The organism is Nocardioides pinisoli (genome assembly GCF_024199985.1).
Classification (GTDB): Bacteria; Actinomycetota; Actinomycetes; order Propionibacteriales; family Nocardioidaceae; genus Nocardioides; species Nocardioides pinisoli.
On sequence record NZ_JANARS010000009.1, the window covers coordinates 23,887 to 50,840 of the forward strand.

General features: G+C 71.6%; 26 protein-coding genes. 22 read left to right on the plus strand and 4 right to left on the minus strand.

The features are described from left to right. The first annotated feature begins 11 nt into the window (after positions 1-11). The 4 genes from NCI01_RS18195 to NCI01_RS18210 all read left to right on the plus strand — a co-directional run bounded on the left by NCI01_RS18195 (position 12) and on the right by NCI01_RS18210 (position 3,753). Complete coding sequence (locus NCI01_RS18195) at positions 12-1,004, plus strand: tRNA (adenine-N1)-methyltransferase (RefSeq protein ID WP_254182910.1); 993 nt, start codon at positions 12-14, stop codon at positions 1,002-1,004. After that, positions 1,001-1,540: a GrpB family protein gene (locus NCI01_RS18200; protein ID WP_254182911.1), complete on the plus strand. Its 540-nt coding sequence runs from the start codon at positions 1,001-1,003 to the stop codon at positions 1,538-1,540. The genes NCI01_RS18195 and NCI01_RS18200 overlap by 4 nt, the downstream gene beginning before the upstream one ends. 102 nt (positions 1,541-1,642) lie before the next feature. After that, positions 1,643-3,388: a proteasome ATPase gene (arc, locus tag NCI01_RS18205; protein ID WP_254182912.1), complete on the plus strand. Its 1,746-nt coding sequence runs from the start codon at positions 1,643-1,645 to the stop codon at positions 3,386-3,388. Beyond that, positions 3,385-3,753, plus strand: a complete 369-nt coding sequence (locus tag NCI01_RS18210) for a hypothetical protein (RefSeq protein WP_254182913.1) — start codon at positions 3,385-3,387, stop codon at positions 3,751-3,753. The genes arc and NCI01_RS18210 overlap by 4 nt, the downstream gene beginning before the upstream one ends. Positions 3,754-3,916: 163 nt before the next feature. On the opposite strand, the gene NCI01_RS18215 is transcribed toward NCI01_RS18210, so the two are convergent. Then, positions 3,917-4,540, minus strand: a complete 624-nt coding sequence (locus NCI01_RS18215) for a class I SAM-dependent methyltransferase (RefSeq protein ID WP_254182914.1) — start codon at positions 4,538-4,540, stop codon at positions 3,917-3,919. 3 nt (positions 4,541-4,543) lie between these two features. On the opposite strand from NCI01_RS18215, the gene dop reads away from it, so the two are divergent. The 4 genes from dop (at position 4,544) to prcA (ending at position 8,346) form a co-directional block, all read left to right on the plus strand. Then, the gene (dop, locus tag NCI01_RS18220) at positions 4,544-6,064 is read left to right on the plus strand and encodes a depupylase/deamidase Dop (protein WP_254182915.1); all 1,521 of its coding nucleotides are present in this window, start codon (positions 4,544-4,546) and stop codon (positions 6,062-6,064) included. 246 nt (positions 6,065-6,310) lie between these two features. Next, a complete protein-coding gene (locus NCI01_RS18225; RefSeq protein WP_129453979.1) occupies positions 6,311-6,508 on the plus strand; it encodes a ubiquitin-like protein Pup in 198 nt (65 codons plus the stop codon). Between the two features lie 6 nt (positions 6,509-6,514). After that, positions 6,515-7,345 (plus strand): proteasome subunit beta, encoded by an 831-nt coding sequence (prcB, locus tag NCI01_RS18230; protein WP_254182916.1) that lies wholly within the window; start codon positions 6,515-6,517, stop codon positions 7,343-7,345. A gap of 17 nt (positions 7,346-7,362) precedes the next feature. Further along, a complete protein-coding gene (gene prcA, locus NCI01_RS18235) occupies positions 7,363-8,346 on the plus strand; it encodes a proteasome subunit alpha (protein WP_254182917.1) in 984 nt (327 codons plus the stop codon). 149 nt (positions 8,347-8,495) lie between these two features. Here the strand turns inward: prcA and NCI01_RS18240 are convergent, their stop codons facing one another. Beyond that, positions 8,496-8,906, minus strand: coding sequence for a hypothetical protein (locus NCI01_RS18240; RefSeq protein ID WP_254182918.1), 411 nt, complete (start codon positions 8,904-8,906; stop codon positions 8,496-8,498). Between the two features lie 161 nt (positions 8,907-9,067). Here NCI01_RS18240 and pafA point away from each other — a divergent pair, with 161 nt between their 5' ends. From pafA to NCI01_RS18300, 12 genes are all read left to right on the plus strand, one after another. Next, positions 9,068-10,429 (plus strand): Pup--protein ligase, encoded by a 1,362-nt coding sequence (gene pafA / locus NCI01_RS18245; RefSeq protein WP_172261247.1) that lies wholly within the window; start codon positions 9,068-9,070, stop codon positions 10,427-10,429. Positions 10,430-10,539: 110 nt separating this feature from the next. Continuing rightward, on the plus strand, positions 10,540-11,499 hold the full coding sequence (locus NCI01_RS18250; RefSeq protein ID WP_254182919.1) for an FKBP-type peptidyl-prolyl cis-trans isomerase: 960 nt from the start codon (positions 10,540-10,542) through the stop codon (positions 11,497-11,499). A gap of 49 nt (positions 11,500-11,548) precedes the next feature. Next, the gene (locus NCI01_RS18255) at positions 11,549-12,532 is read left to right on the plus strand and encodes a helix-turn-helix transcriptional regulator (protein WP_254182920.1); all 984 of its coding nucleotides are present in this window, start codon (positions 11,549-11,551) and stop codon (positions 12,530-12,532) included. After that, positions 12,529-13,524, plus strand: coding sequence for a helix-turn-helix transcriptional regulator (locus NCI01_RS22840; RefSeq protein WP_254182921.1), 996 nt, complete (start codon positions 12,529-12,531; stop codon positions 13,522-13,524). Before NCI01_RS18255 ends, NCI01_RS22840 begins: the two co-directional genes overlap by 4 nt. A gap of 46 nt (positions 13,525-13,570) precedes the next feature. Next, the gene (tatA, locus tag NCI01_RS18265; protein ID WP_302182287.1) at positions 13,571-13,864 is read left to right on the plus strand and encodes a Sec-independent protein translocase subunit TatA; all 294 of its coding nucleotides are present in this window, start codon (positions 13,571-13,573) and stop codon (positions 13,862-13,864) included. A 20-nt stretch (positions 13,865-13,884) separates the two neighbouring features. After that, entirely contained in the window at positions 13,885-14,721 is an 837-nt protein-coding gene (tatC, locus tag NCI01_RS18270) for a twin-arginine translocase subunit TatC (RefSeq protein ID WP_254182922.1), read from the plus strand. A gap of 46 nt (positions 14,722-14,767) precedes the next feature. Continuing rightward, positions 14,768-15,187, plus strand: coding sequence for a hypothetical protein (locus NCI01_RS18275; protein WP_254182923.1), 420 nt, complete (start codon positions 14,768-14,770; stop codon positions 15,185-15,187). A 105-nt stretch (positions 15,188-15,292) separates the two neighbouring features. Further along, positions 15,293-16,198, plus strand: coding sequence for a diacylglycerol kinase (locus NCI01_RS18280; protein WP_254182924.1), 906 nt, complete (start codon positions 15,293-15,295; stop codon positions 16,196-16,198). After that, positions 16,195-18,999: a DEAD/DEAH box helicase gene (locus tag NCI01_RS18285; protein ID WP_254182925.1), complete on the plus strand. Its 2,805-nt coding sequence runs from the start codon at positions 16,195-16,197 to the stop codon at positions 18,997-18,999. Before NCI01_RS18280 ends, NCI01_RS18285 begins: the two co-directional genes overlap by 4 nt. A gap of 19 nt (positions 19,000-19,018) precedes the next feature. Next, the gene (locus NCI01_RS18290) at positions 19,019-19,960 is read left to right on the plus strand and encodes a 5'-3' exonuclease (protein ID WP_254182926.1); all 942 of its coding nucleotides are present in this window, start codon (positions 19,019-19,021) and stop codon (positions 19,958-19,960) included. Between the two features lie 10 nt (positions 19,961-19,970). After that, positions 19,971-20,423: an Lrp/AsnC family transcriptional regulator gene (locus NCI01_RS18295; protein ID WP_254182927.1), complete on the plus strand. Its 453-nt coding sequence runs from the start codon at positions 19,971-19,973 to the stop codon at positions 20,421-20,423. A gap of 145 nt (positions 20,424-20,568) precedes the next feature. After that, complete coding sequence (locus NCI01_RS18300; RefSeq protein ID WP_254182928.1) at positions 20,569-21,213, plus strand: maleylpyruvate isomerase family mycothiol-dependent enzyme; 645 nt, start codon at positions 20,569-20,571, stop codon at positions 21,211-21,213. A 170-nt stretch (positions 21,214-21,383) separates the two neighbouring features. Here NCI01_RS18300 and NCI01_RS18305 read toward each other — a convergent pair whose 3' ends face one another. Both NCI01_RS18305 and NCI01_RS18310 read right to left on the minus strand, forming a co-directional pair. After that, positions 21,384-22,334 (minus strand): type IV toxin-antitoxin system AbiEi family antitoxin domain-containing protein, encoded by a 951-nt coding sequence (locus tag NCI01_RS18305; protein WP_254182929.1) that lies wholly within the window; start codon positions 22,332-22,334, stop codon positions 21,384-21,386. Positions 22,335-22,584: 250 nt separating this feature from the next. Beyond that, on the minus strand, positions 22,585-24,051 hold the full coding sequence (locus NCI01_RS18310) for a KamA family radical SAM protein (RefSeq protein ID WP_254182930.1): 1,467 nt from the start codon (positions 24,049-24,051) through the stop codon (positions 22,585-22,587). Between the two features lie 173 nt (positions 24,052-24,224). Here NCI01_RS18310 and kdd point away from each other — a divergent pair, with 173 nt between their 5' ends. Both kdd and kamD read left to right on the plus strand, forming a co-directional pair. Continuing rightward, positions 24,225-25,304, plus strand: a complete 1,080-nt coding sequence (kdd, locus tag NCI01_RS18315) for an L-erythro-3,5-diaminohexanoate dehydrogenase (RefSeq protein WP_254182931.1) — start codon at positions 24,225-24,227, stop codon at positions 25,302-25,304. Then, positions 25,304-26,899: a lysine 5,6-aminomutase subunit alpha gene (kamD, locus tag NCI01_RS18320; RefSeq protein ID WP_254182932.1), complete on the plus strand. Its 1,596-nt coding sequence runs from the start codon at positions 25,304-25,306 to the stop codon at positions 26,897-26,899. Before kdd ends, kamD begins: the two co-directional genes overlap by 1 nt. Positions 26,900-26,954 lie beyond the last annotated feature (55 nt).

Below are 26,954 nucleotides of genomic sequence, written 5' to 3' on the forward strand. Positions count from 1 at the left end.
GGGTTCGCGCCATGTCCGAGCCCCTCCCTCATGACAGAGCCGACGTCCCCGCCGAGGCCTGGTCCGGCGTCCACCGCGGCCCCCTGCGCGAGGGCGAGTGGGTGCGCCTGACCGACCAGAAGGGTCGCAAGCACAACTTCGAGCTGGTCGCCGGCAAGCGGTTCTTCTCCAACAAGGGCCACCTCGACCACGACGAGATGATCGGCCGCGACGAGGGGTTCACCGTCACCTCCTCGGCCGGCGGGCAGTACCTCGTCTTCCGGCCCCTGCTCAACGAGTTCGTCGTGTCGATGCCGCGCGGCGCCGCGGTGGTCTACCCCAAGGACGCGGCACAGATCGTCGCGCTGGCCGACATCTACCCCGGCGCCCGGGTCGTGGAGGCCGGCGCCGGGTCGGGAGCGCTGACCTGCTCGCTGCTGCGCGCCGTGGGCCCGTGGGGACGCGTGACGTCGTTCGAGCTGCGCGAGGAGTTCGCCGAGGTCGCCCGCCGCAACGTGCACCAGTTCTTCTCCGCCCCCGAGGGCGCCACGCACCCGGCCTGGGACCTGCGCCTGGGTGACCTGAAGGAGGGCCTGCCCCGGCTGGGCGGCCAGGTCGACCGGGTCATCCTCGACATGCTCGACCCGTGGAACTGCGTCGACGCCGTCGCCGACGCGCTGGTCCCCGGCGGCATCGTCTGCGCCTACGTGGCCACGACCACGCAGCTGTCACGGGTGGTCGAGACCCTCCGCGCCCACGGCGGCTTCACCGAGCCCCAGCCGTGGGAGTCGCTGGTGCGGGACTGGCACGTCGAGGGCCTCGCCGTGCGCCCGGGCCACAAGATGATCGGCCACACCGCCTTCCTCGTCACCGCGCGCCGGATGGCGCCGGGGGAGAAGCCGCCGCGCAAGACCCGGCGACCCGCCCCGGGCGCCTACGGCCCCGACTACACCGGCCCCAGGCCGGCCGACGTACCCGCCCTCGACGTCGTCCCCGAGGTGACCGGGCCCGACCTCGACGCATGAGCATCGAGGTCGTCGACTGGTCCCCGCGTTGGGCCGAGCAGTTCGAGGAGGTGGCCGCCGTGCTGCGCACCGCCCTCTCCGGGGTGGCCTCCGCCCGGGTCGAGCACGTCGGCTCGACGTCGGTGCCCGGGCTGGCGGCCAAGCCGATCCTCGACGTCGACGTCATCGTCGACGCACACGAGGTGCCCGACGCGGTCGCCGCGCTGGAGTCTGTCGGCTACGTCCACCGCGGCGACCTGGGCGTCTCGGGCCGCGAGGCGTTCCGCGCCCCTGGCCCGCCCGCGCGCAACGTCTACGTCTGCACCGCCGGCACCACCGCCGTGCGCAACCACCTCGCCGTGCGCGACGTGCTGAGGGTGCGCGACGACCTGCGCGAGGCCTACGCGACCGTGAAGCGTGCGCTGGCCGACGACCCCGGGATGGACATCGACACCTACCTCGCCGGGAAGTCCGCGGTGCTGCAGCAGGTGCTCGAGGCATCGGGTGAGATGACGCCGGAGGAGCTGGACGCCATCCGGCGGCTCAACGGCGCCTGACCCCACGGCGACGCCGGTGTTGCGAAACGGTGACCAACACAGCGAGATATCCACTTCCGTCCCACGCATCCATGGGTAGTGTCATGTGGCAGGAGGTGCGAGATGTCTGAGCCGACACGCGAGCAACTTGCCACTCAGGTGCGCTACCTGGAGGCAGAGGTCACCGACCTGCGCCGCCGTCTCGAGGACCTGCCCGGTCAGTCGCGCGGTCTGGAGACCCGCCTGGCCGATGCGCAGCGCTCCCTCGCGGCCGTCTCGAGCCAGAACGAGCGGCTCGCCCAGACGCTGCGCGACGCGCGGGACCAGATCACCACGCTCAAGGAGGAGGTCGACCGCCTGGCACAGCCACCGGCGGGGTTCGGCACCTTCCTGGGCCGCAACGACGACGACTCCGTCGACGTCTTCACCGGGGGGCGCAAGCTGCGCGTCAGCGTGAGCCCCGCCGTGGAGCTCGACGGCCTCGTGCGCGGGCAGGAGGTCATGCTCAACGAGGCCCTCAACGTGGTCGCCGCGCTCGACTTCGAGCAGGTCGGCGAGGTCGTCATGCTCAAGGAGATCCTCGCCGACGGCGAGCGGGCGCTGGTGATCGCCAACGCCGACGAGGAGCGCGTCGTACGCCTCGCGGAGCCGCTGTGCGCCGAGGACGTCACCATCCGGGCGGGCGACTCGCTGCTGCTCGACACCCGCGCCGGCTACGTCTACGAGGTCGTGCCGAAGTCGGAGGTCGAGGAGCTCGTCCTGGAGGAGGTGCCCGACATCGACTACACGCAGATCGGCGGCCTCACCACCCAGATCGACGCCATCCGCGACGCCGTCGAGCTGCCCTACCTCCACCCCGAGCTCTTCAAGGACCACGAGCTGAAGCCGCCGAAGGGCGTGCTGCTCTACGGCCCGCCCGGCTGCGGCAAGACGCTGATCGCCAAGGCCGTCGCCAACTCGCTGGCCAAGAAGGTCTCCGAGCGCACCGGCGCGTCGGGGAAGTCCTACTTCCTCAACATCAAGGGCCCCGAGCTGCTCAACAAGTACGTCGGCGAGACCGAGCGCCACATCCGGCTGGTCTTCCAGCGGGCGCGCGAGAAGGCGTCGCTCGGCACCCCGGTCATCGTGTTCTTCGACGAGATGGACTCGCTCTTCCGCACCCGCGGGTCGGGCGTGTCCTCCGACGTCGAGAACACGATCGTCCCCCAGCTGCTCAGCGAGATCGACGGCGTCGAGGCGCTGGAGAACGTGCTCGTGATCGGTGCCTCCAACCGTGAGGACATGATCGACCCCGCCATCCTCAGGCCCGGTCGTCTCGACGTGAAGATCAAGATCGAGCGGCCCGACGCGGAGTCGGCGCGCGACATCTTCTCCAAGTACCTCACCACGCGCCTGCCGCTGCACGCCGAGGACCTCGCCGAGTTCGGCCAGGACCGCACCGCCACGGTCAACGCGATGATCCGCGCCACCGTGGAGCGGATGTACACCGAGTCGGAGGAGAACCGCTTCCTCGAGGTGACCTACGCCAACGGCGACAAGGAGGTCCTCTACTTCAAGGACTTCAACTCCGGCGCGATGATCCAGAACATCGTCGACCGCGCCAAGAAGATGGCGATCAAGGACTTCCTCGACAGCGACCTCAACCCCGCCCAGCGAGGCCTGCGGGTCCAGCACATGCTCCAGGCGTGCGTGGACGAGTTCAAGGAGAACGAGGACCTGCCCAACACCACCAACCCCGACGACTGGGCGCGGATCTCGGGCAAGAAGGGCGAGCGGATCGTGTTCATCCGCACGCTCATCACGGGCAAGCAGGGCACCGAGCCGGGAAGGTCGATCGACACGGTGGCCAACACCGGTCAGTACCTGTGACCGACCCGGAGCGCGCGGTGGCCCGCGAGGACGACCTCGGCCACGGCGACATCGAGGCCGCCCTCGCGGCTCGCCGCGAGCTCGGGGCCCGCTACGACGCCGAGCTGGTCGAGGGCTTCGCCGAGCGGATCGAGCGCGCGGTCGACCGCCGCGTCGCCGACCAGGTCGCCCTGCAGCAGCGGCGTACGGCGGCAGTCGCGGGTGCCGGGGCGCGTCAGCTGGCCCTCGGCATCGTCTCGCTCGTCGTCTTCATCCCGATCAGCATCGCGCTCGGCGTCAACGACCAGCTCCTCGCGCTGCTCGTCACGCTTGCCGGGATCGTGGGGGTCAACGTCGCCCACGCCTGGCAGTCCCGCCCGCGTTGATCCCCGACACGCTCGCGACACCCCTCCGGAGGAGTTGCCGCCGCACCCGCGGGCACTAGGTTGAGCAGATGCGAACCATTCTGATCATCGTCGTCATCGTCGTCATCGTCCTGTTCCTCGCCGGGTTCCTCCGCCGCGGACGCTGACGGCCCACCAGGTCCGCTCACCCGGCCACCAGCCGGTACACGTAGGTCCACGGCCGCGCGGGACCGGTTCCCGCGACGTAGGCCTGATCCAGGTCCTCGACGTGCCACCCGGCGGCCTCGACCAGGCCGGGAACGTCCCGCGTGAGGTGGCAGCCCGCGAAGACCGCGCGCTGCACCGGCTCGAGGCGGCGCTGCCAGCGGCGTACGGACTCCTCGGGAGCGGCGCCGTGCTCGAGCGCGTGGAGCCGACCCCCGGCGCGCACCACCCGCCGCGCCTCGCGGAGCGCGAGGAGCGGGTCGGGCACGGTGCACAGGGTGAAGGTGACCAGCGCGCTGTCGTGCGAGTCGTCCGGGAGGTCGAGGCGCTGTCCGTCGAGCCCGGCGCGCTCGACGGGCGTCCCGGCGCGCTCGCGCCGCTCCTCCGACAGCCCCCACGCGCGGTCGGACGGCTCGATCGCTGTCACCGAGGTGACCTCCGGGGGACACCAGCGGAGGTTGAGCCCGCTGCCGAAGCCGATCTCGAGCACCCGCCCGGTCAGGCCGGCGCAGGTGACCGCGCGCAGCTCGTGCAGCTCGGGAGCGCGCAGGCAGAGCTCGGTCAGCCGTGGCACCACCTGCTCGTCCCACACACGTAGGCTCATCACATGAGCGTACGTCGGGTGATGGGCACCGAGGTCGAGTACGGCATCTCCGTGCAGGGGCAGCCGTCGGCCAACCCGATGGTCGCGTCCTCGCAGATCGTCAACGCCTACGCCAGCTCGACCGTGAAGGCCAGGCGGGCGCGCTGGGACTTCGAGGAGGAGTCGCCCCTGCGCGACGCCCGCGGGTTCGACATGGCCCGGCAGGTGGCCGACGCGAGCCAGCTCACCGACGAGGACCTCGGCCTGGCCAACGTCATCCTGACCAACGGCGCCCGGCTCTACGTCGACCACGCGCACCCCGAGTACTCCTCGCCCGAGGTGACGACGCCGCTCGACGTCGTGCGCTGGGAGAAGGCGGGGGAGCAGGTGATGCTCGACGCGTCGCGGATGGCCGCGCAGGTCCCGGGCAGCACACCGATCGTGCTCTACAAGAACAACACCGACAACAAGGGCGCCTCCTACGGCGCCCACGAGAACTACCTGATGCGGCGCTCGACGCCGTTCGCCGAGATCGTGCGCCACCTCACCCCGTTCTTCGTCTCGCGCCAGGTCGTCACGGGCGCAGGGCGCGTCGGCATCGGTCAGGACGGACGCGACACCACCCCGGAGCGCGGCTTCCAGATCAGCCAGCGCTCCGACTACTTCGAGGTCGAGGTCGGTCTGGAGACCACCCTCAAGCGCCCGATCATCAACACCCGCGACGAGCCGCACGCCGACCCGGCCGTCTACCGCCGGCTCCACGTCATCCTCGGCGACGCCAACCTCGCCGAGGTCTCGATCTACCTGAAGGCCGGCACCACCTCGCTGGTGCTCGCGATGATCGAGGCCGGGTTCATCGACCGCGACCTCAGCGTCGAGGGGGCCGTCAAGGCGCTGCGCGACGTCTCCCACGACCCGACGCTGCGACACCTCGTCACGCTGCGCGACGGACGGCGGCTGACCGCCGTGCAGCTGCAGCTGGAGTACCTCGACCTGGCCCGCAAGTTCGTCGAGGACCGCTACGGCTCCGACGCCGACGAGCAGACCGTCGACATCCTCGCGCGCTGGGAGTCGGTGCTGACCCGCCTCGAGCGCGACCCGATGGAGTGCGCCGGCGAGCTCGACTGGGTCGCCAAGCTCCGGCTGCTCAGCCAGTACCGCGACCGCGACGACCTCGACTGGGACGACGCCAAGCTGCACCTCATCGACCTGCAGTACGCCGACGTACGTCCCGACAAGGGGCTCTACCACCGCCTCGCGGCGGCCGGGCGCATCGAGCGGCTGCTCGACGACGCCACCATCGAGGCGGCCATGCACGACCCGCCGGTGGACACCCGCGCCTACTTCCGCGGCCGGTGCCTCGACAAGTACGCCGACTCGGTGGCCGCGGCGTCGTGGGACTCCGTGATCTTCGACCTCCCCGGCCGCGAGTCGCTCCAGCGGGTCCCGACCATCGACCCGCTCCGCGGCACGCGGTCGCACGTCGGCGAGCTGATCGACCGCAGCGACTCCGCCCAGGCGCTGGTCGCGGCCATCACCCGCTGAGCCGGACCTGCCGGCCCTTCCCGGTGGCGGCCGTGCGGCCGTGGTGGACTCCCCGCTCGAGCGGGGAGTTCGTCACCTGGTGGCCGTTGCAACCCCCTCGAAGTGTCGGACTTCCCCTCCAGGTCGGCCTCCGGAGCCCCCGAGCCCGGCGCGGCGGCGCGCGGCGCCCGGTCGCGGCGTACGACTCGCCCGTCCGCCGAGCGTGAACGACCTTGTGGCGTCGGTGGGAGTGGATAGGGTCGTGGCATGGCCCAGGAGCAGAAGCAGCCGCGCAAGTCCTCGCAGGAGGAGACGGCGACCGAGGAGGTCGTGGAGACCGACGTCGCCGAGCGCAAGGAGATGATCGACGAGGACGTCGACGCGATCCTCGACGAGATCGACGAGGTCCTCGAGACCAACGCCGAGGACTTCGTGAAGTCCTTCATCCAGAAGGGCGGCGAGTGACTCCGCATGGGTGACTCCCGCCTCCCCGCGTCGTTCATGACGCCGGGCACGTCGAGCTTCGCCGACTTCCTCGGCGTCCAGGCCCCCGACCTGCTGCCGTCGCGTCGCGCCGTCCCCGCCGGTGCCGCCGGTGACCTCGCCCCGCACGGCACCACGATCGTCGCGGCCACCTTCGAGGGTGGCGTCGTCATGGCCGGCGACCGCCGCGCGACGATGGGCAACATCATCGCCCAGCGCGACATCCAGAAGGTCTTCCCCGCCGACGAGTACTCCGTGGTCGGCATCGCCGGGACCGCGGGTCTCGCGGTCGAGATGGTGCGGCTGTTCCAGACCGAGCTCGAGCACTACGAGAAGATCGAGGGCACCACGCTGTCGATGGACGGCAAGGCCAACCGCCTCGCCGCCCTCATCCGGGCCAACCTCGGCCTGGCGATGCAGGGCCTCGCGGTCGTGCCCCTGTTCGCGGGCTACGACCTCGCCGCCGACCAGGGCCGGATCTTCAGCTACGACGTGACCGGCGGGCGCTACGAGGAGACCGCGTTCCACTCGGTCGGCTCCGGCTCCCTGTTCGCGCGCGGCTCGCTCAAGAAGCTCTACCGCGACGACCTCGACGCGGAGGGTGCCGTGACCGCTGTCATCCAGGCGCTCTACGACGCCGCGGACGACGACTCCGCCACCGGCGGCCCCGACATCACGCGGCGCATCTTCCCGGTCGTCCACGTGATCACGGCCGACGGGGGAGTCCACATGCCCGACGACCAGGTTGCCGCCATCGCCGACCGCATCCTGGCCGCCCGCATGGAGCGTCCCGACGGTCCCGCCGCCTCCCTCACCTGACGTAGGAGCAAGTCCCCATGAGCATGCCGTTCTACGTCTCTCCCGAGCAGCTGATGAAGGACCGCGCCGACTTCGCCCGCAAGGGCATCGCGCGCGGTCGCTCCGTCATCGCCATCCAGTACGCCGACGGGATCCTGTTCGTCTCCGAGAACCCGTCCCAGGCGCTGCACAAGGTCAGCGAGATCTACGACCGGATCGCCTTCGCGGCGGTCGGGCGCTACAACGAGTTCGAGAACCTCCGCATCGCCGGCGTACGCCTCGCCGACATGCGCGGCTACGCCTACGACCGGCGCGACGTCACCGGTCGCGGCCTCGCCAACGCCTACGCCCAGACGCTCGGAACGATCTTCTCCTCCGGGGGCGAGAAGCCCTACGAGGTCGAGATCTTCGTCGCCGAGGTCGGCGACACGCCCGAGTCCGACCAGCTCTACCGGCTGACCTACGACGGCCAGGTGGCCGACGAGCACGGCTACGCGGTGATGGGTGGAGCCGCCGACGTGGTTGCCGGCCACCTCGCCGAGCACTACGTCGCCGGGGCCTCGCTGGCGGACGCGCTGCGCGTCGCGGTCGCGGCCCTGGGCCACAGCGAGTCCGAGGACCGCGTGATCCCGGCCGGCGACCTCGAGGTCGCCGCGCTCGACCGCACGCGCTCCCAGCCCCGCAAGTTCCTCCGACTGCGCGAGGCCCGGCTCACCGAGATCCTCGGCGGTCGCGGCAGCGAGCAGGCCGACGCCCCCGCGCCCGAGGACGCCCTCGCCGGCTCCGGGCCGCGGCACTCCGGCCAGGACGACCCCGCCGACCCCACCGACCAGGTCTCCGGCGCGACGCCGCCCCTCGAGGACCCGGTCACGGGTGAGCCTCCCGTCGCCCCGCCGGCCACGCCCCCGGCCAGCGAGCCACCGGTGGCCCCGCCGCCGCCCCAGCCCGGTCAGCCGGGAGCGCCGGGCCAGCCCACTGCTCCGGGCACCCCTCCGCCGCCGACGGAGCCCGGTCAGGTCTGAGGCGGCTGCCGAACCGCGGTGTGCTGTCAACCTCCAGCACAGCGGTGTCCCGACGGCGTGGGCCGAGGACCTGACGGCGCTCTGGACCTGGCACCTGGTGGCCCGCTCACAGGTCTGAAGCCCGGCCGGGCCCGAGCAGACGCCGGGCGTCAGCGCAGGTTGAGCCCCGGCCACTCCGCCGTCGGCCGGGTCGGGATGCCGCTGAGGCGGCGCCGGTAGCGCACGGACGGGCCGAACTCGCCGAGCGCGGCCCACAACCGCTGGTGGGCGGCCCAGGGGAGGGGGCCTGACGGGCGCGCGTTGCCGTCCGGGCCGAACTCGTGCCAGGCGTCGCCGAAGCCGATCCAGGCCGGTGTCCACCCCGCGGCGTCGTCCCACGCGCCGCGCCGCTGCTCGACGAGACGCCGGCGCAGCTGGAACTCCATCCGGGCCCCGTCGACCACGACGGGAGCGGTGCGCACCGGCCACAGCCACATGTCGTCGGTCATCACCCGCAGCTCGAGGTCCGCCACCACGCTCGGCTCGACCAGCACGGTCGCGACGAGGTGGCGGGGTCCCATGACGGAAACGCTCACCCGGGCGAGGTCGGTGCGTCAAGGCCGGGGTCAGGCCCGGCCCACCCCGGGGGCGGGGTCGGGCGGTCGGCACCGAGGTGGCTCGCGGGGCGGGATTCGGGGCGCGGCGTGGCCCACGACGTGGTCCCCGGACCTAGGGTGGGGACATGGACCGGCGGATCTTCGGCATCGAGAACGAGTACGGCGTCACGTGCACGTTCAAGGGGCAGCGTCGCCTGAGCCCCGACGAGGTCGCCCGCTACCTCTTCCGCAAGGTCGTCAGCTGGGGCCGCTCGTCCAACGTGTTCCTCCGCAACGGGGCGCGGCTCTACCTCGACGTCGGCAGCCACCCGGAGTACGCCACCCCGGAGTGCGACGACATCGTCGACCTCGTCACGCACGACAAGGCGGGCGAGCGCATCCTCGAGGGCCTGCTGCTCGACGCCGAGGCCCGTCTGCACGAGGAGGGCATCGCCGGCGACATCTACCTGTTCAAGAACAACACCGACTCGGCCGGCAACTCCTACGGCTGCCACGAGAACTACCTGGTCGGCCGAGCGGGGGAGTTCAGCAGGCTCGCCGACATCCTGATCCCGTTCCTGGTGACGCGGCAGATCGTCGTCGGCGCGGGCAAGGTCGTGATGACCCCGCGCGGGGCGTCGTACAGCGTGAGCCAGCGCGCCGAGCACATCTGGGAGGGCGTCAGCAGCGCCACCACCCGGAGCCGGCCCATCATCAACACCCGCGACGAGCCGCACGCGGACGCCGAGCGGTTCCGCCGGCTGCACGTGATCGTCGGCGACTCCAACATGAGCGAGACGACGACGTTGCTCAAGGTGGCGTCGTGCGACCTCGTCCTGCGGATGATCGAGGAGGGGGTGGTGATGCGCGACCTCACGATGGAGAACCCGATCCGCGCCATCCGGGAGATCAGCCACGACCCCACCGGACGCCGCAAGGTCCGCCTGGCCAACGGTCGCGAGGCGAGCGCCCTGGAGATCCAGGCCGAGTACCTCGCCAAGGCCCGCGACTTCGTCGACCGCCGGCAGATCTCCACCCCGACCATCGAGCGCGCGCTCGACCTGTGGGAGCGCGGCCTCAAGGCCGTCGAGTCCGACGACCTCGGCCTGGTGGACCGGGAGATCGACTGGGTCATCAAGCTCAAGCTCATCGAGCGCTACCGCGCCAAGCACGGCCTCTCCCTCGGCGACGCCCGCATCGCGCAGCTCGACCTTGCCTACCACGACATCCACCGCGGTCGCGGCCTCTACTACCTGCTCGAGAAGCGGGGCGCCGTCGCCCGGGTGAGCAGCGACCTCAAGATCTTCGAGGCCAAGAGCGTCCCGCCGCAGAACACCCGCGCGCGCCTGCGTGGCGAGTTCATCCGCCGGGCCCAGGAGCGCCGCCGCGACTTCACCGTCGACTGGGTGCACCTCAAGCTCAACGACCAGGCGCAGCGCACCGTGCTGTGCAAGGACCCCTTCAAGGCCTACGACGAGCGCGTCCAGCGACTCATCGACGGCATGTGAGCCCGACGCGCACCGGCACGCGCCGGTGTCGAGGCGGTGTCGTGGCGAGGCGGGTGGGGTCTGCTGGATAGGGTGTCCGGGCAACGCCGACCGATCGAACAGGTGAATCCGTGTCTCGTGTACGTTCCGCTGCCCTCAGCGGTGTCCTCTCCCTCAGCATGCTCGGACTGGCCGCCTGCGGCTCCGGGGCCAGCGACGCCGACGAGGGTGGCGCGCCCCTCAGCTCGGTGACCATCGAGGGCGAGCAGGGATCGGAGCCCAAGGTCACCTTCGACGGCCGTCTCGACCCCTCGCAGGAGGAGACCGAGATCCTCGTGGAGGGCGACGGCGAGGAGGTCGCCGACGGCGACACCGTCAAGGCCAACTGGTGGATCGGCAACGGCTTCACCGAGGAGGAGGCGCAGAGCACCTGGACCAAGGACGGCGCGCCGCAGTCGGTCGAGATGTCCGAGGAGGTCCTGCCGTTCCTGCGCGAGGCCGTCATCGGCAACCAGGTGGGCGACCGGGTCGTGCTCCTCACGAGCGCCGAGGACGCGTTCGGTGAGGGCGGACGACCCGACATCGGCATCGGCAACCGCGACGCCGTGCTCGCCGTCGTGGACATCCTCGGCCGCTCGGAGACCGTTCCGCCGCTCGACGGCCCCCAGGGCGAGGAGAAGAAGCCCGCGGGCTGGGCTCCCGAGCTGATCGAGAAGGACGGCGTGATCACCGGCCTCGACTTCAGCACCGCCCACAAGCCGACCGGCAAGCTGATCGCCACCACCCTGGTGAAGGGTGACGGTGCCAAGGTGAAGTCCGGACAGACCCTGACCGTCGACTACCTCGGCCAGGTCTACAACGCCGACAAGCCCTTCGACGAGTCCTACAGCAAGGAGCCGGCCGAGTTCCCCATCGGCGTCGGCCAGGTCATCGCCGGCTGGGACGAGCGGCTCGTGGGTCGCACCGTCGGCTCGCGCGTGATCCTGGAGATCCCGCCCGCCCAGGGCTACGGCGAGCAGGGCAACGAGCAGGCCGGCATCAAGGGCACCGACACGCTGTTCTTCGTCGTCGACATCCTCGCCGCCTCCTGAGCCGACCGACGACACGCGCGGACCAACCAGGGGAGAGGCGGGGGCCAGCATGGTGCAGCCACGGGCAGAGCGGCTGATGAACCTCCACATCCTGCTGCTCGGCGCCAAGCGTTTCATCGGCAAGGACGCGATCCGCGAGGCGTGCTATCCCGAGCACGCCCGCGGACCGGCCGGCGACGAGGCCTTCGAGCGCGCCTTCGAGCGTGACAAGGACGCGCTGCGGCAGATCGGCGCCGTCATCGAGGTCGGCAGCGCCGACGCCTTCTTCGACGACGAGATCGGCTACCGCATCCCGACCGAGCAGACCTCGCTGCCCGAGATCCGGTTCGAGTCCGACGAGGCAGCCGTGCTCGGGCTGGCCGCCCAGGTGTGGCAGCAGGCGACCCTCGCCAAGGCGACCGGTCGCGCGCTGGCCAAGCTCAAGGGCCAGGGCGTCGAGATCGACCCCTCGCGCCTCGAGGTCGTCGCACCGGCCATCACGGCCGACGAGCCGGCCTTCGAGCCGCTGTGGGACGCCATCAGCAAGCGCCGCCAGGTCAGCTTCCCCTACCAGCGAGCCGACGAGACCCAGCCGACCACCCGTCGCGTCCAGCCGTGGGGCCTCGCCCGCTCCTCCGGCCGGTGGTACGTCGTCGGCTTCGACGTCGACCGTGGCGCCGAGCGGGTCTTCCGGCTCTCGCGCATCGTCGGCACGGTCCGCCTGACCGGCAAGTCAGGGGCGTACGACGTCCCGGCCGGAACCGACGTGCGTGAGGTCGCCCGGCGGCTGTCGCCGTCGTACCCCTCGGTCCGGGCGCAGGTCCGGGTCCGTCAGGGCACCGGCGTGGGTCTGCGACGCCGCGCCGAGTCGGTGACCCCGATCGCGGACCACCCCGGCTGGGACGCGCTCGTCGTCGAGGGCCCCGTCCACGAGCTGTCCGACGAGGTCCTCACCTACGGCGCCGACGTGGTCGTGGAGGCCCCGCGGTCGCTGCGCGACGACGTCGTCGACCGGCTCCGCGCCGTGGTCGCGGCAGGGGAGGAGGCGCGGTGAGCGCGCAGACCGGCGACACCGCCCCCGACCAGGTGGCACGCCTGCTCGCGCTGGTTCCCTACCTGCTCGCCAGGGGCGAGGTGCGGCTCGAGGACGCTGCCGCCCACTTCGGCACCGACGCCGACCAGATCGAGCGCGACCTCCGACTGCTCTTCATGACCGGCGTCTCACCGGGCCTGCCCGGCGACCTCATCGAGGTCGACCTCGAGGCGCTGGAGGGCGACCGGATCATCCGGGTCGACAACGCCGACTACCTCGCCCGCCCCGTGCGCTTCTCGCCCGCCGAGGCCACCTCGCTCGTGGTGGCGCTGCGGACGATGGTCGACACCGCACCCACGGAGGCCCGCGAGGTCATCGAGCGCACGCTGGCCAAGCTCGAGGAGGCCGCCGGCCAGGACGGCGAGGGCCTGCTCCGCCTGCACGTGACACCCACGCCGCTCGAGAGCAGCGCCGTCGTGCCGGTGCTGGAGTCCGCGCTCGCCCACGGGCACCAGGTCGAGATCACTTACCACGTGCCCTCGCGCGACCAGGAGTCGCGCCGCGTCGTCGATCCCCGCGGCCTCGCGCGGGTGGAGGACCTGCTCTACCTCGACGCCTGGTGCCACACCGCCGGCGGCGACCGCGCCTTCCGCGTGGACCGCATCGTGGCCGCCACGGAGCTCGACAGCCCCGTCGCCGACCCGGGCGCCCGTGCGCGCGACCTCACCGGCGGCTGGTTCACCGACGCCGAGACCACGACCGTGACCCTGCGCCTGGCGCCGCCGGCGCGCTGGGTGGTCGAGTACTACCCCGTGACCGGCCAGCGGCCGGGACCCGACGGCACGATCGACGTGGACCTCGAGGTCGCGAGCGAGGAGTGGGTCAAGTCCCTCCTGCTCCGCCTGGCACCGCACGCCCGGCTGCTCGCCCCCGCCGCCTACGCCGATGCCTTCGTGACCGCCGCGCGGGCGGCGCTCCGCCTCTACGAGGCAGACGGCGTAGACTCGCAATGACCCCCCGGACGCGATCCACCACATCACGAATGACGGAGTGAGCAACATGATCAACACGATGATCGGCATGCCGCAGGGCCTGGAGTGGCTCGTGATCCTGGCGATCGTGGTGCTGGTGTTCGGTGCCGCCAAGCTGCCCGACCTCGCCCGCAGCTCCGGCCAGGCGCTGCGCATCTTCAAGACCGAGACCAAGGGGCTCCGCGACGACGAGAAGGCCGAATCGGAGACGACCGAGGCCCAGCGTGAGATCGAGGCCCGCAACGAGGCCCAGGCCGTCGACCAGCGCACCGAGACCTCGGGCGAGGTGCTGCGCGAGCGGCGCGACGACACCACCGCCTGATCGACGGAGTTCCGAACAGCGTGAGGATCGCCGGTCTCGTCGGCCTGTTCAAGGGGCCGCCGCAGGACGCCGTGGGTCCGGACGGGCGGATGGCCCTCGCCGACCACTTCCGCGAGTTCCGGGCCCGGCTGCTGCGCTGCCTGCTCGTCTTCGTCGTGGCGCTGGCCGTCGCGCTGGTGTTCCGGCACTTCCTCCTCGACCTGGTCTACGGGCCCTACGAGGACGCGCGGGCCAAGCTGCCCGAGGGCACCACCACCGCCACGACGAGCGGCGCCGGTGCCGGCCTGCTGCTCTGGCTGACCCTGTGCGGGTTCGCCGCCGCCATCGCGACCGCGCCCTACTGGCTCTACCAGATCTGGGCGTTCGTGCTGCCCGGGCTCTACGCCCAGGAGCGCAAGATGAGCCGCATCTTCGTGGCCGTGGCCGGACCGCTGTTCCTGGCCGGCATCGTCCTGGGCTACGTCACGCTCCCGGTCGCGCTGGAGGTGCTCATCGGCTTCAACCCCGAGGGCGTCACCAACCTGATCGACTTCAACGACTACCTGCAGTTCTTCACCCGCACGCTGTTCGTGTTCGGCCTGGCCTTCAACATCCCCGTCTTCGTGGTCCTGCTCAACTTCGCCGGCGTCGTCAAGGGATCGTCCCTCAAGGCCTACCGGCCGTGGATCATCATCGGCACCTTCATCTTCGCGGCCGTCGCGACACCGTCGGCCGATCCCTTCTCGATGACCCTCATGGCGGTGCCGATGGTGGTGCTCTTCTTCGCCTCGGAGGCGATCGCGCGGTTCAACGACCGCCGTCGGGCCCGCCGGGCCCCCAACGCGGGCCTCTCGCCCGACGAGCTGTCCTCCATCTGACGTCGGCCCTGGGTCGGCCATGGTCCCGCTCTGACAGGGTGGACCCATGCAGGCCACGATCACCGACATCGACCCGTTCGACCTGCCCGAGTGGCTCGGCACCGGCGACGTCGTCTGGCGCGCCGACGCCGGCCTGCAGACCGGCCACCTCGTCCGCGGGCGGCTGACCGCCGGCACGACGCCCGCCGATGCGTCGTACCCGGAGGGTGCGGGGGAGATCGTGTGCGACCTCCTCGCCGTCGACGAGGCCTACCCCGCCCCCGTCGTCGACGACGCGACCCGGCTGCGGGTTCACCAGGCCTGGCGGCACGGCCAGGTCGTGATCGGTGAGCACGGCTCGCGGATGGTCCTCGCCGTCCCGGGGACCCGCTTCGGCCCCGAGCTGGTCCTGGAGGCCCTCAGTCGGCTGGCACGCGCGGTGGGCGCCCGCGCCGAGCGGTACGCCGCCCTGCTGCGGCTGGGCTGACCACCGCGACTCCCGACGCGACTCCCGACGCGACTCCCGACGCGACTCCGACGCGACTCCGACGACTCGGACACCACCGTCGGCGCCGGAGGATAGGGTCGCGCCATGCACGACCCGGCATGGCCCGACCGCCACGTGCGGGGGCGCGAGATCGCCCTGCTGACCAATCCCACCTCGGGCGGTGGCCGGGGAGCTCGCTACCGTGACGCCGCCCTGGCCCGGCTGCGCGAGAGCGGCTTCGTGGTCCGCAACCTGCAGGGTCGAGACGCCGACGAGGCGGCCGACCTGGCCCGGGGGTGCGTCGCCGACGGGGTCGAGGCCCTCGTGCTGTGCGGCGGCGACGGGCTGGTCCACCTCGGCGTGCAGGCCGTCGCCGGCACCGGCACGCCCCTCGGCCTCATCCCCAGCGGCACCGGTAACGACGTCGCCCGCTACCTCGGCCTCCCGCGCACCGACCCGGTCGCGGCCGCCGACCGGATCATCGCCTCGCGGCGACGCACGATCGACCTCGCCCGCAGCGGTGAGCGGTGGTTCGTCACCGTGCTGGCAGCGGGGTTCGACGCGATCGTCAACGAGCGCGCCAACGCGATGACGTGGCCCCGCGGCCAGATGCGCTACAACCTCGCCACGCTCGCGGAGCTGCGGACGTTCCACCCGATCCCCTACGTGCTCCAGCTCGACGACGAGACGATGGAGCGCGAGGCCATGCTCGTGGCCGTGGGCAACGGGCCGTCCTTCGGCGGAGGGCTGCGCATCACGGAGGGCGCCTTGCTCGACGATGGTTTGCTCGACGTCGTGGTCATCACCCGCATGAGCAAGTCCAAGCTGGTCCGCTCCTACCCGCGACTGTTCACCGGGAGGATCGACGGTGTCGCGGAGTACGTCCACCGCCGGGTCCGTACGGTGACGGTGGCGGCGCCCGGCATCGTGACCTACGCCGACGGCGAGCGCTTCGGTCCGCTTCCCCTGACGATCGAGTGCGTCCCCGGCGCGCTGGAGGTCATCGCATGAGCACCCCCGACGACGAGTTGACGCCCGCCGAGCGCTACGCGGCGTTCCAGCGCGACAGGCCCTACCCGATGCTCAAGGACTTCGAGGGCCTCTACGGCTTCGAGCTCGACGACTTCCAGCTGCGTGCGTGCCGGGAGATCGAGGACGGCCGCGGCGTGCTGGTCGCGGCGCCCACCGGGTCGGGCAAGACCATCGTCGGCGAGTTCGCCATCCACCTCGCCCTGCAGACCGGGCGCAAGGCGTTCTACACCACGCCGATCAAGGCGCTGTCCAACCAGAAGTACCACGACCTGGTCAAGCGCTACGGCGCCGACAAGGTCGGTCTGCTCACCGGCGACAACGTGGTCAACGGCGAGGCCCCCGTGGTCGTGATGACGACCGAGGTGCTGCGCAACATGCTCTACGCCGGGTCGCGCACGCTGCTCGGCCTCGGCTTCGTGGTGATGGACGAGGTGCACTACCTCGCCGACCGGATGCGTGGCGCGGTGTGGGAGGAGGTCATCATCCACCTCCCGGAGTCGGTGACGCTCGTGTCCTTGTCGGCGACCGTCTCCAACGCCGAGGAGTTCGGTGAGTGGCTGGCCACCGTCCGCGGGGAGACCACCACGATCCTCGAGGAGAAGCGTCCCGTCCCGCTGTTCCAGCACGTGATGGTCGGCCGCCGGCTGCTCGACCTCTTCGCCTCCTCCGACGTCGACGCGAGCGCGGGCTTCGTCAAGGAGGGGGCGCCGGTCAACGACGAGCTCACCCGCATCGCCCGCGACGACTGGGCCAGCTCCCGGCTGATGCGCGACCGCCGCTCGCCGCGCAAGGGCAAGCCCGGGTCGTCGAAGAACCCCCGCGCCGTCGGCAACGGGCGTCGGGTGTGGATCCCGAGCCGCGTCGACGTCGTCGAGCGGCTCGACCGCGAGGGCCTGCTGCCCGCCATCGTGTTCATCTTCAGCCGGGCCGGCTGCGACGCCGCGGTCACCCAGCTCGTCCAGGCCAACACCCGCCTCACGACCGCCGCGGAGCGCGACGAGATCTTCGCCCGCGTCGAGGAGGCCTCCCGCACGCTGCCCGAGGAGGACCTGCACGTCCTCGGCTACCACGAGTTCCTCGACGGCCTCACCCGCGGCATCGCCGCCCACCACGCGGGCCTGCTGCCGGCGTTCAAGCAGGTGGTCGAGGAGCTGTTCCAGGAGGGACTGGTCAAGGTCGTCTTCGCGACCGAGACGCTCGCCCTCGGCATCAACATGCCCGCGCGCACCGTCGTGATCGAGAAGCTGTCGAAGTGGAACGGCGAGACCCACGCCGACCTGACGCCGGGGGAGTACACCCAGCTCACCGGCCGCGCCGGGCGGCGCGGCCTCGACATCGAGGGCCACGGTGTCGTGCTCTACCAGCCGGGGATGAACCCGCGCGAGGTCGCAGGCCTCGCCTCGACGCGTACCTATCCGCTCCGCTCGTCGTTCCGGCCGTCCTACAACATGGCGGTCAACCTCGTGCACCAGTTCGGCCGCGCCACGTCGCGGGAGCTGCTGGAGCAGTCCTTCGCCCAGTTCCAGGCCGACAAGGCCGTGGTCGGGCTCGCCCGGCAGGTGCACAAGGCCGAGGAGGCCCTCGCCGGCTACCGCGAGGCCGCGACGTGCCACGTCGGCGACTTCATGGAGTACGCCGGACTGCGGCGGCGGATCTCCGACCTCGAGAAGGGGGCGGCGCGCGAGCGGCGCATGGACCGTCGCGAGGAGGCGATGAGGTCGCTCGGCAAGCTGCGACCCGGCGACGTCATCCACGTGCCCGCCGGCAAGTTCAGCGGCCTCGCCGTGGTGATCGACCCGGGCCACTCCGGCGACGAGCCGCGTCCCTACGTCCTCACCGCCGACCGGCAGGCCCGCCGGCTCGCCCCGATGGACTTCCCGACGCCCGTGGAGGCCGTCGGTCGGCTGCGGATCCCCAAGTCGTTCAACGGGCGCAACCCGGCGATGCGCCGCGACCTCGCGACCGCCCTGCGCGCCAAGGCCCACGGGCTCGACGCCCCGGGTCCGCGGCGGGCCGCGCAGCGCGACTCCTTCAGCGACACCCCGACGGACCGGGAGATCGGCCGCCTGCGCGCCGAGCTCAAGGCCCACCCGTGCCACCAGTGTCCCGAGCGTGAGGACCACGCTCGCTGGGCCGAGCGCTACTTCAAGCTCGAGCGCGACACCGAGACCCTCAAGCGGCGGGTGGAGAACCGCACCAACACCGTCGCCCGCACCTTCGACCGCGTCTGCGACGTGCTGACCGCGCTCGGCTACCTCGAGGGCGACACCGTCACCGAGAAGGGCTCCCACCTGCGTCGGATCTACACCGACATGGACCTCGTCGCCGCCGAGGCGATCCGGGCCGGGCTGTTCGACGACCTCGCCCCCTCCGAGCTCGCGGCCGTGCTGTCGGCCCTCGTCTTCGAGGCCCGGCGCGCCGACGACGCGTCCTCGCCCAAGATGCCGGGCGGCCAGGTGCGCCCGGTCCTCGCCGAGCTCGTACGGCTCTGGGGCGACCTCGACGCGCTCGAGCGCGAGCACCGCCTCGACTTCCTCCGCGAGCCCGACGTCGGGTTCGCGTGGGCGGCGTGGCGCTGGGCCGAGGGCGACGACCTCGACGACGTGCTCATGGTCACCGGCCTTTCCGCCGGTGACTTCGTGCGGTGGATGAAGCAGCTGCTCGACCTGTGCGGCCAGGTGGCCGACGCGGCAGGGGAGCAGGGGCTGCGCGACACGGCGCGGGCGACCGCGAGGCTGCTCAAGCGCGGTGTGATCGCCTACAGCGTCCTGGCGGAATGACTGTGGCAGGCTCAGCCGCGTGACCGACTCCACCGGCGAGCGCCTCCTGCTGCTCGACACCGCCTCGCTCTACTTCCGCGCGTTCTTCGGCGTGCCCGACTCGGTGCAGGCGCCCGACGGCACGCCCGTCAACGCGGTGCGCGGGTTGATGGACTTCATCAGCCGCCTGGTGGGGGAGTACGACCCCACGCACCTGGCCTGCTGCTGGGACGACGACTGGCGACCGCAGTGGCGCGTCGACCTGCTGCCCTCCTACAAGGCGCATCGCGTGGTGCGGGAGGTGCCGGGCCCCAGGCCCGACGTGGAGGAGGTCCCGGACCCGCTGGAGGCGCAGGTCCCGATCATCCTGTCGGTGCTCGAGGCCTACGGCATCCCGGTCGTCGGGCACGCCGAGATGGAGGCCGACGACGTGATCGGCACCCTCGCCACCGGTGCCGGCATGCCGGTCGACATCGTCACCGGCGACCGCGACCTGTTCCAGCTCGTCGACGACGACGCCGGGGTCCGCGTGCTCTACGTCGCCCGGGGCGTGAGCAAGCACGAGCGTGTCGACAACGCCTGGGTCCGGGGCAAGTACGGCGTCGACGCCCACCAGTACGCCGACCTCGCGACCCTGCGCGGCGACGCCTCCGACGGGCTCCCCGGGGTCGCCGGCGTCGGCGACAAGACCGCGGCGACGCTGCTCAACCGCTTCGGCACGATCGACGCGATCATCGCAGCGGCCGGCGACCCCGACTCCGACATGGGCCCCGGGCCGCGCGGCAAGATCAAGGCCGCCGCCGACTACCTGACCGTCGCGCCCCGCGTGGTCGCCGTACGTCGCGACCTCGACCTCGGGGGGCACGACCTGAGCCGTCCGCGCACGCCCGCCGACCACGAGGCCGTCGTCGCGCTGGATGCCCAGTGGGGGCTCGGCTCGTCTGCCGTGCGCCTGGTGGAGGCGCTGTCCGGCTCCCACTAGAGTGTCGCGCGTGAGCTCCTCCGAGGTCGAGTCCAAGGACCGGCAGATCCTCGCGCTGCTGGCCGTCGACGGACGCATGTCGTTCACCGACCTCGGCAAGGCGACCGACCTGTCGACGTCAGCGGTGCACCAGCGGGTCAAGCGGCTCGAGCAGCGCGGGCTGATCACGGGCTACGGCGCGACCGTCGACCACGACCAGCTCGGTCGGCCGCTGACCGCCTTCATCTCCATCACGCCGATCGACCCGTCCCAGCCCGACGACTACCCCGACCGGCTCAAGGGCATCAAGGAGATCGAGTCGTGCTGGTCGGTCGCCGGCGAGGAGTCCTACATCCTCAAGATCCGCGTCGCGACGCCACTGGCGCTGGAGGAGCTGCTGGCCCGGATCCGCGGAGCGGCGAGCGTCTCCACGCGCACCACGATCGTGCTCTCGACGCCCTTCGAGAACCGTCCCGTCGACTGACGGGTCCGCGGACCTGACCGTCTCCCGCGGCGGTTCCTGCTCGCTCCGGCTCGCGCTTCCGCCCGGACCCGCGAGCGGTCTACCGTGGAACGGAGTCGACCGCACCGGCGATCCGGGTCGCCCCAGGCCACGGACGGAGCTGCCCATGCCCGCGCCCACCGACGTCCTCCGGTCCGAGCGCCGAGCCTTCCTCGACACCCTCCGACGGCTCGACGACGACCAGTGGCAGGTCCCGTCGCTCTGCACGGGCTGGCGCGTGGTCGACGTCGCGGCACACCTCGCGTGGGCGCCGGTCCTCGGCCCCGGTGCCGCGACCGCGGCCCTGGCGCGCCACGGCTTCTCGATGAACCGGATGATCGCTCGGTCGGCCGTCGAGTGGTCCGACCGCGGGCGTCCGGCCATCCTCGAGCAGCTCGAGCGCAACCTGGCGTCCGGCGCCAAGCCGGTCGGGATGCCCGCGGTCGCCGCGCTCGCCGACGCGGTCGTGCACGGGCTCGACGTACGCCGCCCCCTCGGCCTCGCCCGTCAGGTCCCGCTCGACGCGCTTGCCCCGGTGGCCGCCTTCGCCCTCCGGACCCCCTGGCCGTTGACCGCCGTCGTCGGGGGCAGCGCGCGACGTCGCGTCGCCGGCGTACGACTCGTCGCGACCGACGCGGACTGGACCCACGGCTCGGGCCCCGAGGCCCGCGCCTCCGCCGAGACCCTCCTGCTGCTGCTCTACGGGCGGCCGGTGAGCCCCGACGAGCTCGCCGGCGAGGGCTCCGCCCTCCTCAGCGCGCGCCTCCGCTGACCCGCGGTGCTGCCCGACAAGTTCAGGAATCCCCGGCCAGCCGGCAGTTCCTGACGTTGTCAGGCCGTGCACGGGCCGACAAGTTCAGTGATCCCCGTCGCAACCCGTCACGGGACGAACGCGCGGGCACTCTCACCGTGAGCGAGCGGCCGCCGGTCAGCTGACGCTACTCACGCTGCCGCGGGTGCGAAGAGCGCGCGGATCCGGGCTGCGACCTCGGCCGGCCGGTAGAGGTCGGCCCAGGTGATGCGGATGCAGCGCCACCCGGTGATCTCGCAGATGAGCGACTCCCGCTGCTTCTCACGCAGCACGCAGTCCACGACGGACTCACCCTTGCGGCGCCGGCCCTCGTACTTGACCCTGCCGTCGAACTCGAGGAAGACGCGGAGCGCGGGCCATGCGAGGTCCACGCGAGCAATCTCCACGCCGAGCGCGTTGTGGATCGGGAAGTTGGGGACCGGGGCCGGCAGGTGCTGACTCCAGCAGAGAAATCTCGTCCTGGTCTCGCCGACCGACTCGCTGCGGCCGTCGGCCATCCGCAGGACCAGGTCGGTTGCCAGCGTGCGCGGCCAGTGCGTCATGGCCGCGTAGCGCGCGTGGAGATCCTTGATCGTGGTCAAGCCTTCGTGGAGCAGGAAGTCGATCTCCACGAGCGCGTGCTCGACATCGAGCAGTGTCGTCAGCTCAAGCGCAGTGCGGGTCGCCGACATCCGCCTGGTGCCGTCCTCGGCCGTCACCACGTCACCCTCGGTGACGACGCCTCGGTGCTGGACGATGCCGGCCTCGGCGCGACCGGCTCGCGCGTCGAGGCGCGTGAGGTGCACCTTGGTGAGGTCGCACTCCCAAAGCGGGGTGGCGTACTCGTTGGCCGAGCTGAGGTGACTGAGGACGACCTCGGTGCGCGATTGGCGCAACGCGGCGCGGCACAGCGCGGCGTACCGCTCGCTCTGGGTCATGGCGGCCCACTGGGAGCCGAGGACGTAGGCGCCGCGGCGCACGCGTACCCAGTCGCCTGCCTTCACCAGCTCTGCGATGGCGTGGTCGTGATATCCGAGCGCAATGGCGTCCTTGCGGGTGAAGACGCCATGGGCGGCGACGAGCGCACGAAGTCGGGCTTCCATGCCGCTACAGCCTGCTCGGAGCACCGTCACGGTGCGATCAGCTTGCGATATACCTGTGGAGAACGGGCTGCGAGAGCGCTGTGTGGACGCCTGGAGGTCAAGCCCCGCCAGCCGCGACGGCCGGTACCTGAACTTGTTGGGCCATGCACGGGCCGACATGTTCAGGAATCCCCGGCCGTCCGGGGATCCCTGAAGATGTCAGGCAGTTCTGCCGACGCGGGGCGCCGGGGGAGCGGGGGAGGAGGCGAGGTCAGTACGCCTGGAGGGCAGCCGTACGGCGGGAGGCCTCGGCCATCTCGGCGGCCTTGAGGGAGGCCTCGTCGAGGCGGCCGTGCTGCTCCCACCACTGCTGGCCGGACTCGGGGAGGGTGTGGATCGGGTCGTAGTACTCGTAGTAGCGGGTCAGGGCCTCGACGTCGTCGGCCTCGATGGACGTGCGGTAGTTCTTCGTCCAGTAGGAGATGCCGTGCTCGGTGTCGTAGTCGGCGTTCTGGTGGACCCAGCGCTTGCCGACGAACGGCACGTCGCACACGATGCGCGGCGTCGCGAAGCCCGGCAGGTAGCCCATGACGTGGTGCTGGAGCCGCTGCGCGTCGGCGAGCGAGACCCGCCAGTGCTCCGAGAACGGGATCATGTCGCACATGTAGAAGTAGTAGGGCATGATCTGCGCGCCGTCGAGGAGGCGGAAGCACAGGTCGAGCAGCGCGTGCGGGTCGGCGTTGACGCCGTTGAGCAGCACCCCCTGGTTGCGTACGTCGCGCAGGCCGGCGTCGAGCATCGCGCGGGAGGCCTCGGCCACGATCGGCGTCACGGAGTTCGCGTGGTTGGCGTGGGTGTGCATCGCCAGCGAGACGCCGCGCGACCGTGCGACCGCCGCGACGCGGGACACGCCCTCGACGACGTCGGGCTGCAGCCAGTGCTGCGGCAGGCCGATGAGGGCCTTGGTGGCGAGCCGGATGTCTCGGATGTTGTCGACCTCGAGGACCGACATGAGGAACGCCTCGAGGCGGGGCCACGGCATGTTGGCCACGTCGCCGCCGGAGACGACGACGTCGCGCACCGACGGCGTACGACGCAGGTAGTCGAGCATGTCGCCGAGCCGGTCGTTGGGCTTGCCGGCGAACTTGAGCTTGTCGATGACCGGCGTCGAGTTGCCCACGAGGTCCATCCGGGTGCAGTGGCCGCAGTACTGCGGGCACGTCGGCAGCAGCTCGGCGAGCACCTTGGTGGGGTAGCGGTGGGTGAGCCCCTCGGTGGCCCACATGTCGTGCTCGTGGAGCGAGTCGCGGGCGGCGTGGGGGTGCGAGGGCCAGTCGGTGCGGCGGTCGCTGAAGACGGGCACCATGTAGTGGCGGACCGGGTCGGCGTAGAACGCCTCGGTCATCGACCCGGCGCCGGCCGGCTCGAAGGTCGGCACCATCGTGTTCATCATCTGCGGCGGCACGAGCATCGACATCGTTGCCCGCTCGGCCTGGTCGCGCTCGAGGTCGGCGTAGAAGCGCTCGTCGAGGAGGTCTCCCATCAGCTCACGGAGCTGCTTGACGTTCTTGATGCAGTGGGCGCGCTGCCACTGGACCGAGGCCCAGTCCTGGGCGGTCACGTCGGACCAGCCGGGGAACCGGGTCCAGTCGGGCTCGACGAGCTCGACCCGCTGGTAGGGGTAGGGCTGGCCGGTGGCGAGGGCCCCCTCCAGCGAGGTGGCGGTCTCGATGCTCATGAGGTCTCCTTGCGATGGCCCCGGTCCGCTCGGACGGAGGGGTCAGGTCTGACGGCGCGCCGGTTGTGTGTGCGGCGCCACATCTGGGAGAGTACGTGGAGAACATGCGGCCAGTCCAATGCCACGCCGCAAGATTTGCGGTTCAACACGAAGAACCTAGAAGGATGCCCTGCATGAACACCTCCTCGGACATCCAGGCGGACGTCCGCACCAGCGACCCGACCGGCCTGCACCGCGTCCTCGACGAGCGTGCGGTCCTGCCCCAGGCCGCCCAGCGGCTCGACACCCGCGCCGAGCTGTGGCCCGACGAGGTGCGCATCCGCGTCGAGCGGCTCAACCTCGACGCGGCGTCCTTCCGCCAGCTCGAGCGCAAGCACACGAAGTACGGCGAGAAGCACGGTGACGCCGTCCGCGCCGAGGTGCTCGACATCGTCGCCACCCGCGGCAAGATGCAGAACCCGGAGACCGGCTCCGGCGGCATGCTCGTCGGCACCGTCGAGGAGGTCGGCCCCGAGTCGCCGCTCGGTCTCGCGGTGGGGGACCGGGTCGCGACCCTGGTGAGCCTGACCCTGACCCCGCTCGTCATCGAGGACGCCCTGGCCCGCTGGGACGGCCTCAGCGAGCAGGTGCCGTGCGACGGCTACGCCGTCCTCTTCGGCCGCTCCATCGCAGCCGTGATCCCCGACGACCTCGACCCCGCGCTCTCGCTCAGCGTGATGGACGTCTGCGGCGCCCCGGCGCTCACCGCCCGCGTCGTGGAGGACCACGTCGCCCGCGGCAAGGCCCCCGTCGTCGCCGTCATCGGCGGGGCGGGCAAGTCCGGCTCCCTCAGCCTGGCCGCCGCCCGGCAGGCCGGCGCCGCCCGCACCATCGGCGTCGTACCCCACCAGGGTGAGCACGACCTGCTGACCGGGGCGGGTCTCGCCGACGCCGTCGCAGTGGCCGACGCCCGCGACCCGATCGCGCTGCGTGACGCCGTCACCGCCGTCGGCGGTCCGGCCGACGTCACCGTGGTCTGCGTCGACGTCCCCGGCTGCGAGGGCGGCGCGATCCTCGTCACCGCCGAGGGCGGCACGGTGGTCTTCTTCTCCATGGCCACCAGCTTCAGCGCCGCGGCGCTCGGTGCGGAGGGCCTGGCCGCCGACGTGCGGATGCTCGTCGGCAACGGCTACGTCCCGGGGCACGCCGCCTACGCGATGGAGCTGCTGCGCACCGACGCGGGCGTGCGCGGCCTGTTCGAGCGGAGGCTCTGATGGCCGGCCGGAAGCCCGTCAGCCAGCTCGGTCTCGACCGCGCCGACGTACGACGTGCGCGCACCCTCGCGCGCCAGGTCGGCAAGCCGATCGTCGACCTCGCCCAGCGCCACACCACCGTCAGCGTCGAGCGGGCCACCCTGCGCCTCGCCGGCCTGGGCGGGTCCGACCCCGACGGCACGCCGTGGGTCAACCGGCTCGCCGACGTCGTCCGTGCCGACGTCGGGCTCGAGCACGGCGTCAGCCTGCCCGTGTGGGACGCCCTGGTCCGCGGCGAGGGCGACGACCTGCTCACCCTGGCGCAGAAGGCAGCCGCCGGCTCGGTCACCTTCCGGGTGCCCGAGGGCAAGGACGCGAAGCGCGCGAGCGCCGCCGCTTGCAAGGCCGTCGGCGCCGGCATCAAGCAGATCGACCGCCAGCGCGTCGCGCGCGAGAGGATGATCGCGAAGGTCGGCGACGCTCCCAGCAAGCCGTGGATCTACCTCATCGTCGCCACCGGCGACATCCACGAGGACATCCCGCAGGCGCAGGCCGCCGCCCGCGAGGGCGCCGACGTCATCGCCGTCATCCGCTCCACCGGACAGTCGCTGCTCGACTTCGTGCCCGAGGGGGCGACCCGCGAGGGGTTCGCCGGCACCTACGCCACGCAGGAGAACTTCCGCCTGATGCGCGCCGCCCTCGACGAGACGTCGAAGGAGCTCGGCCGCTACGTCCGGCTCACCAACTACGCCTCCGGCCTCTGCATGCCGGAGATCGCCGCGCTGGCCGGCCTCGAGCGCCTCGACATGATGCTCAACGACTCGATGTACGGCATCCTCTTCCGCGACATCAACCCGATCCGCACCTTCGTGGACCAGCGCTTCAGCCGCCAGGTCCACGCCCGCGCCGGCATCATCATCAACACCGGCGAGGACAACTACCTGACCACCGCCGACGCCATCGAGGCCGCCCACACGGTGACCACGAGCCAGCTCCTCAACGAGTACTTCGCCAAGGAGGCCGGTCTGGAGGACTGGCAGCTCGGCCTGGGCCACGCCTTCGAGATCGACCCCGAGGTGCCCGACTCGTTCCGTCTCGAGCTGGCCCATGCCATGCTCGCCCGCGAGCTCTTCCCCGACGCGCCGCTGAAGTGGATGCCGCCGACCCGGCACATGACCGGCGACATCTTCAAGGGCTACCTGCTCGACGGCTTCTTCAACCTCGTCGGCGCGATGACCGGTCAGGGGATCCTGCTGGTCGGCATGATGACCGAGGCGGTCGTCACGCCGTGGATCTCCGACCGCGACCTCGCCCTGCAGAACGTCCGCTACGTGATGAACGCGGCCGGCAACCTGCGCGAGGACTTCCACCCGTCGCCCGACGGCTTCATCGCGACCCGCGCCCGCGAGGTGCTCGGCGAGGCCATCGGCCTGCTGCAGGAGATCAAGGACGACTCCGACGCCGCCGGCGACCCGCCGCTCCTGGCCGCGATCGCGGACGGCACGTTCGGCCTGATGAAGCGCCCCGCAGACAAGGGCAAGGGCCTCGACGGCGTGGCCCGCAAGGCCGCCGACTACTACAACCCCGCGATCGAGATCCTGGAGGGGGACCAGTGAGCGAGCGAAGCGAGCGCACCATCCAACACTGCGCCCCTCGTGCCTCGTGCGCGCA

What these genes read in the sequence shown, in the direction of transcription:
- NCI01_RS18195 (WP_254182910.1), top strand. Translation starts at nt 12, where the DNA reads ATGTCCGAGCCCCTCCCTCATGACAGAGCCGACGTCCCCGCCGAGGCC.
- NCI01_RS18200 (WP_254182911.1), top strand. Translation starts at nt 1,001, where the DNA reads ATGAGCATCGAGGTCGTCGACTGGTCCCCGCGTTGGGCCGAGCAGTTC.
- arc (WP_254182912.1), top strand. Translation starts at nt 1,643, where the DNA reads ATGTCTGAGCCGACACGCGAGCAACTTGCCACTCAGGTGCGCTACCTG.
- NCI01_RS18215 (WP_254182914.1), bottom strand. Translation starts at nt 4,540, where the DNA reads ATGAGCCTACGTGTGTGGGACGAGCAGGTGGTGCCACGGCTGACCGAG.
- dop (WP_254182915.1), top strand. Translation starts at nt 4,544, where the DNA reads ATGAGCGTACGTCGGGTGATGGGCACCGAGGTCGAGTACGGCATCTCC.
- NCI01_RS18225 (WP_129453979.1), top strand. Translation starts at nt 6,311, where the DNA reads ATGGCCCAGGAGCAGAAGCAGCCGCGCAAGTCCTCGCAGGAGGAGACG.
- prcB (WP_254182916.1), top strand. Translation starts at nt 6,515, where the DNA reads ATGGGTGACTCCCGCCTCCCCGCGTCGTTCATGACGCCGGGCACGTCG.
- prcA (WP_254182917.1), top strand. Translation starts at nt 7,363, where the DNA reads ATGAGCATGCCGTTCTACGTCTCTCCCGAGCAGCTGATGAAGGACCGC.
- NCI01_RS18240 (WP_254182918.1), bottom strand. Translation starts at nt 8,906, where the DNA reads ATGGGACCCCGCCACCTCGTCGCGACCGTGCTGGTCGAGCCGAGCGTG.
- pafA (WP_172261247.1), top strand. Translation starts at nt 9,068, where the DNA reads ATGGACCGGCGGATCTTCGGCATCGAGAACGAGTACGGCGTCACGTGC.
- NCI01_RS18255 (WP_254182920.1), top strand. Translation starts at nt 11,549, where the DNA reads ATGGTGCAGCCACGGGCAGAGCGGCTGATGAACCTCCACATCCTGCTG.
- tatA (WP_302182287.1), top strand. Translation starts at nt 13,571, where the DNA reads ATGATCAACACGATGATCGGCATGCCGCAGGGCCTGGAGTGGCTCGTG.
- NCI01_RS18275 (WP_254182923.1), top strand. Translation starts at nt 14,768, where the DNA reads ATGCAGGCCACGATCACCGACATCGACCCGTTCGACCTGCCCGAGTGG.
- NCI01_RS18280 (WP_254182924.1), top strand. Translation starts at nt 15,293, where the DNA reads ATGCACGACCCGGCATGGCCCGACCGCCACGTGCGGGGGCGCGAGATC.
- NCI01_RS18285 (WP_254182925.1), top strand. Translation starts at nt 16,195, where the DNA reads ATGAGCACCCCCGACGACGAGTTGACGCCCGCCGAGCGCTACGCGGCG.
- NCI01_RS18300 (WP_254182928.1), top strand. Translation starts at nt 20,569, where the DNA reads ATGCCCGCGCCCACCGACGTCCTCCGGTCCGAGCGCCGAGCCTTCCTC.
- NCI01_RS18305 (WP_254182929.1), bottom strand. Translation starts at nt 22,334, where the DNA reads ATGGAAGCCCGACTTCGTGCGCTCGTCGCCGCCCATGGCGTCTTCACC.
- NCI01_RS18310 (WP_254182930.1), bottom strand. Translation starts at nt 24,051, where the DNA reads ATGAGCATCGAGACCGCCACCTCGCTGGAGGGGGCCCTCGCCACCGGC.
- kdd (WP_254182931.1), top strand. Translation starts at nt 24,225, where the DNA reads ATGAACACCTCCTCGGACATCCAGGCGGACGTCCGCACCAGCGACCCG.
- kamD (WP_254182932.1), top strand. Translation starts at nt 25,304, where the DNA reads ATGGCCGGCCGGAAGCCCGTCAGCCAGCTCGGTCTCGACCGCGCCGAC.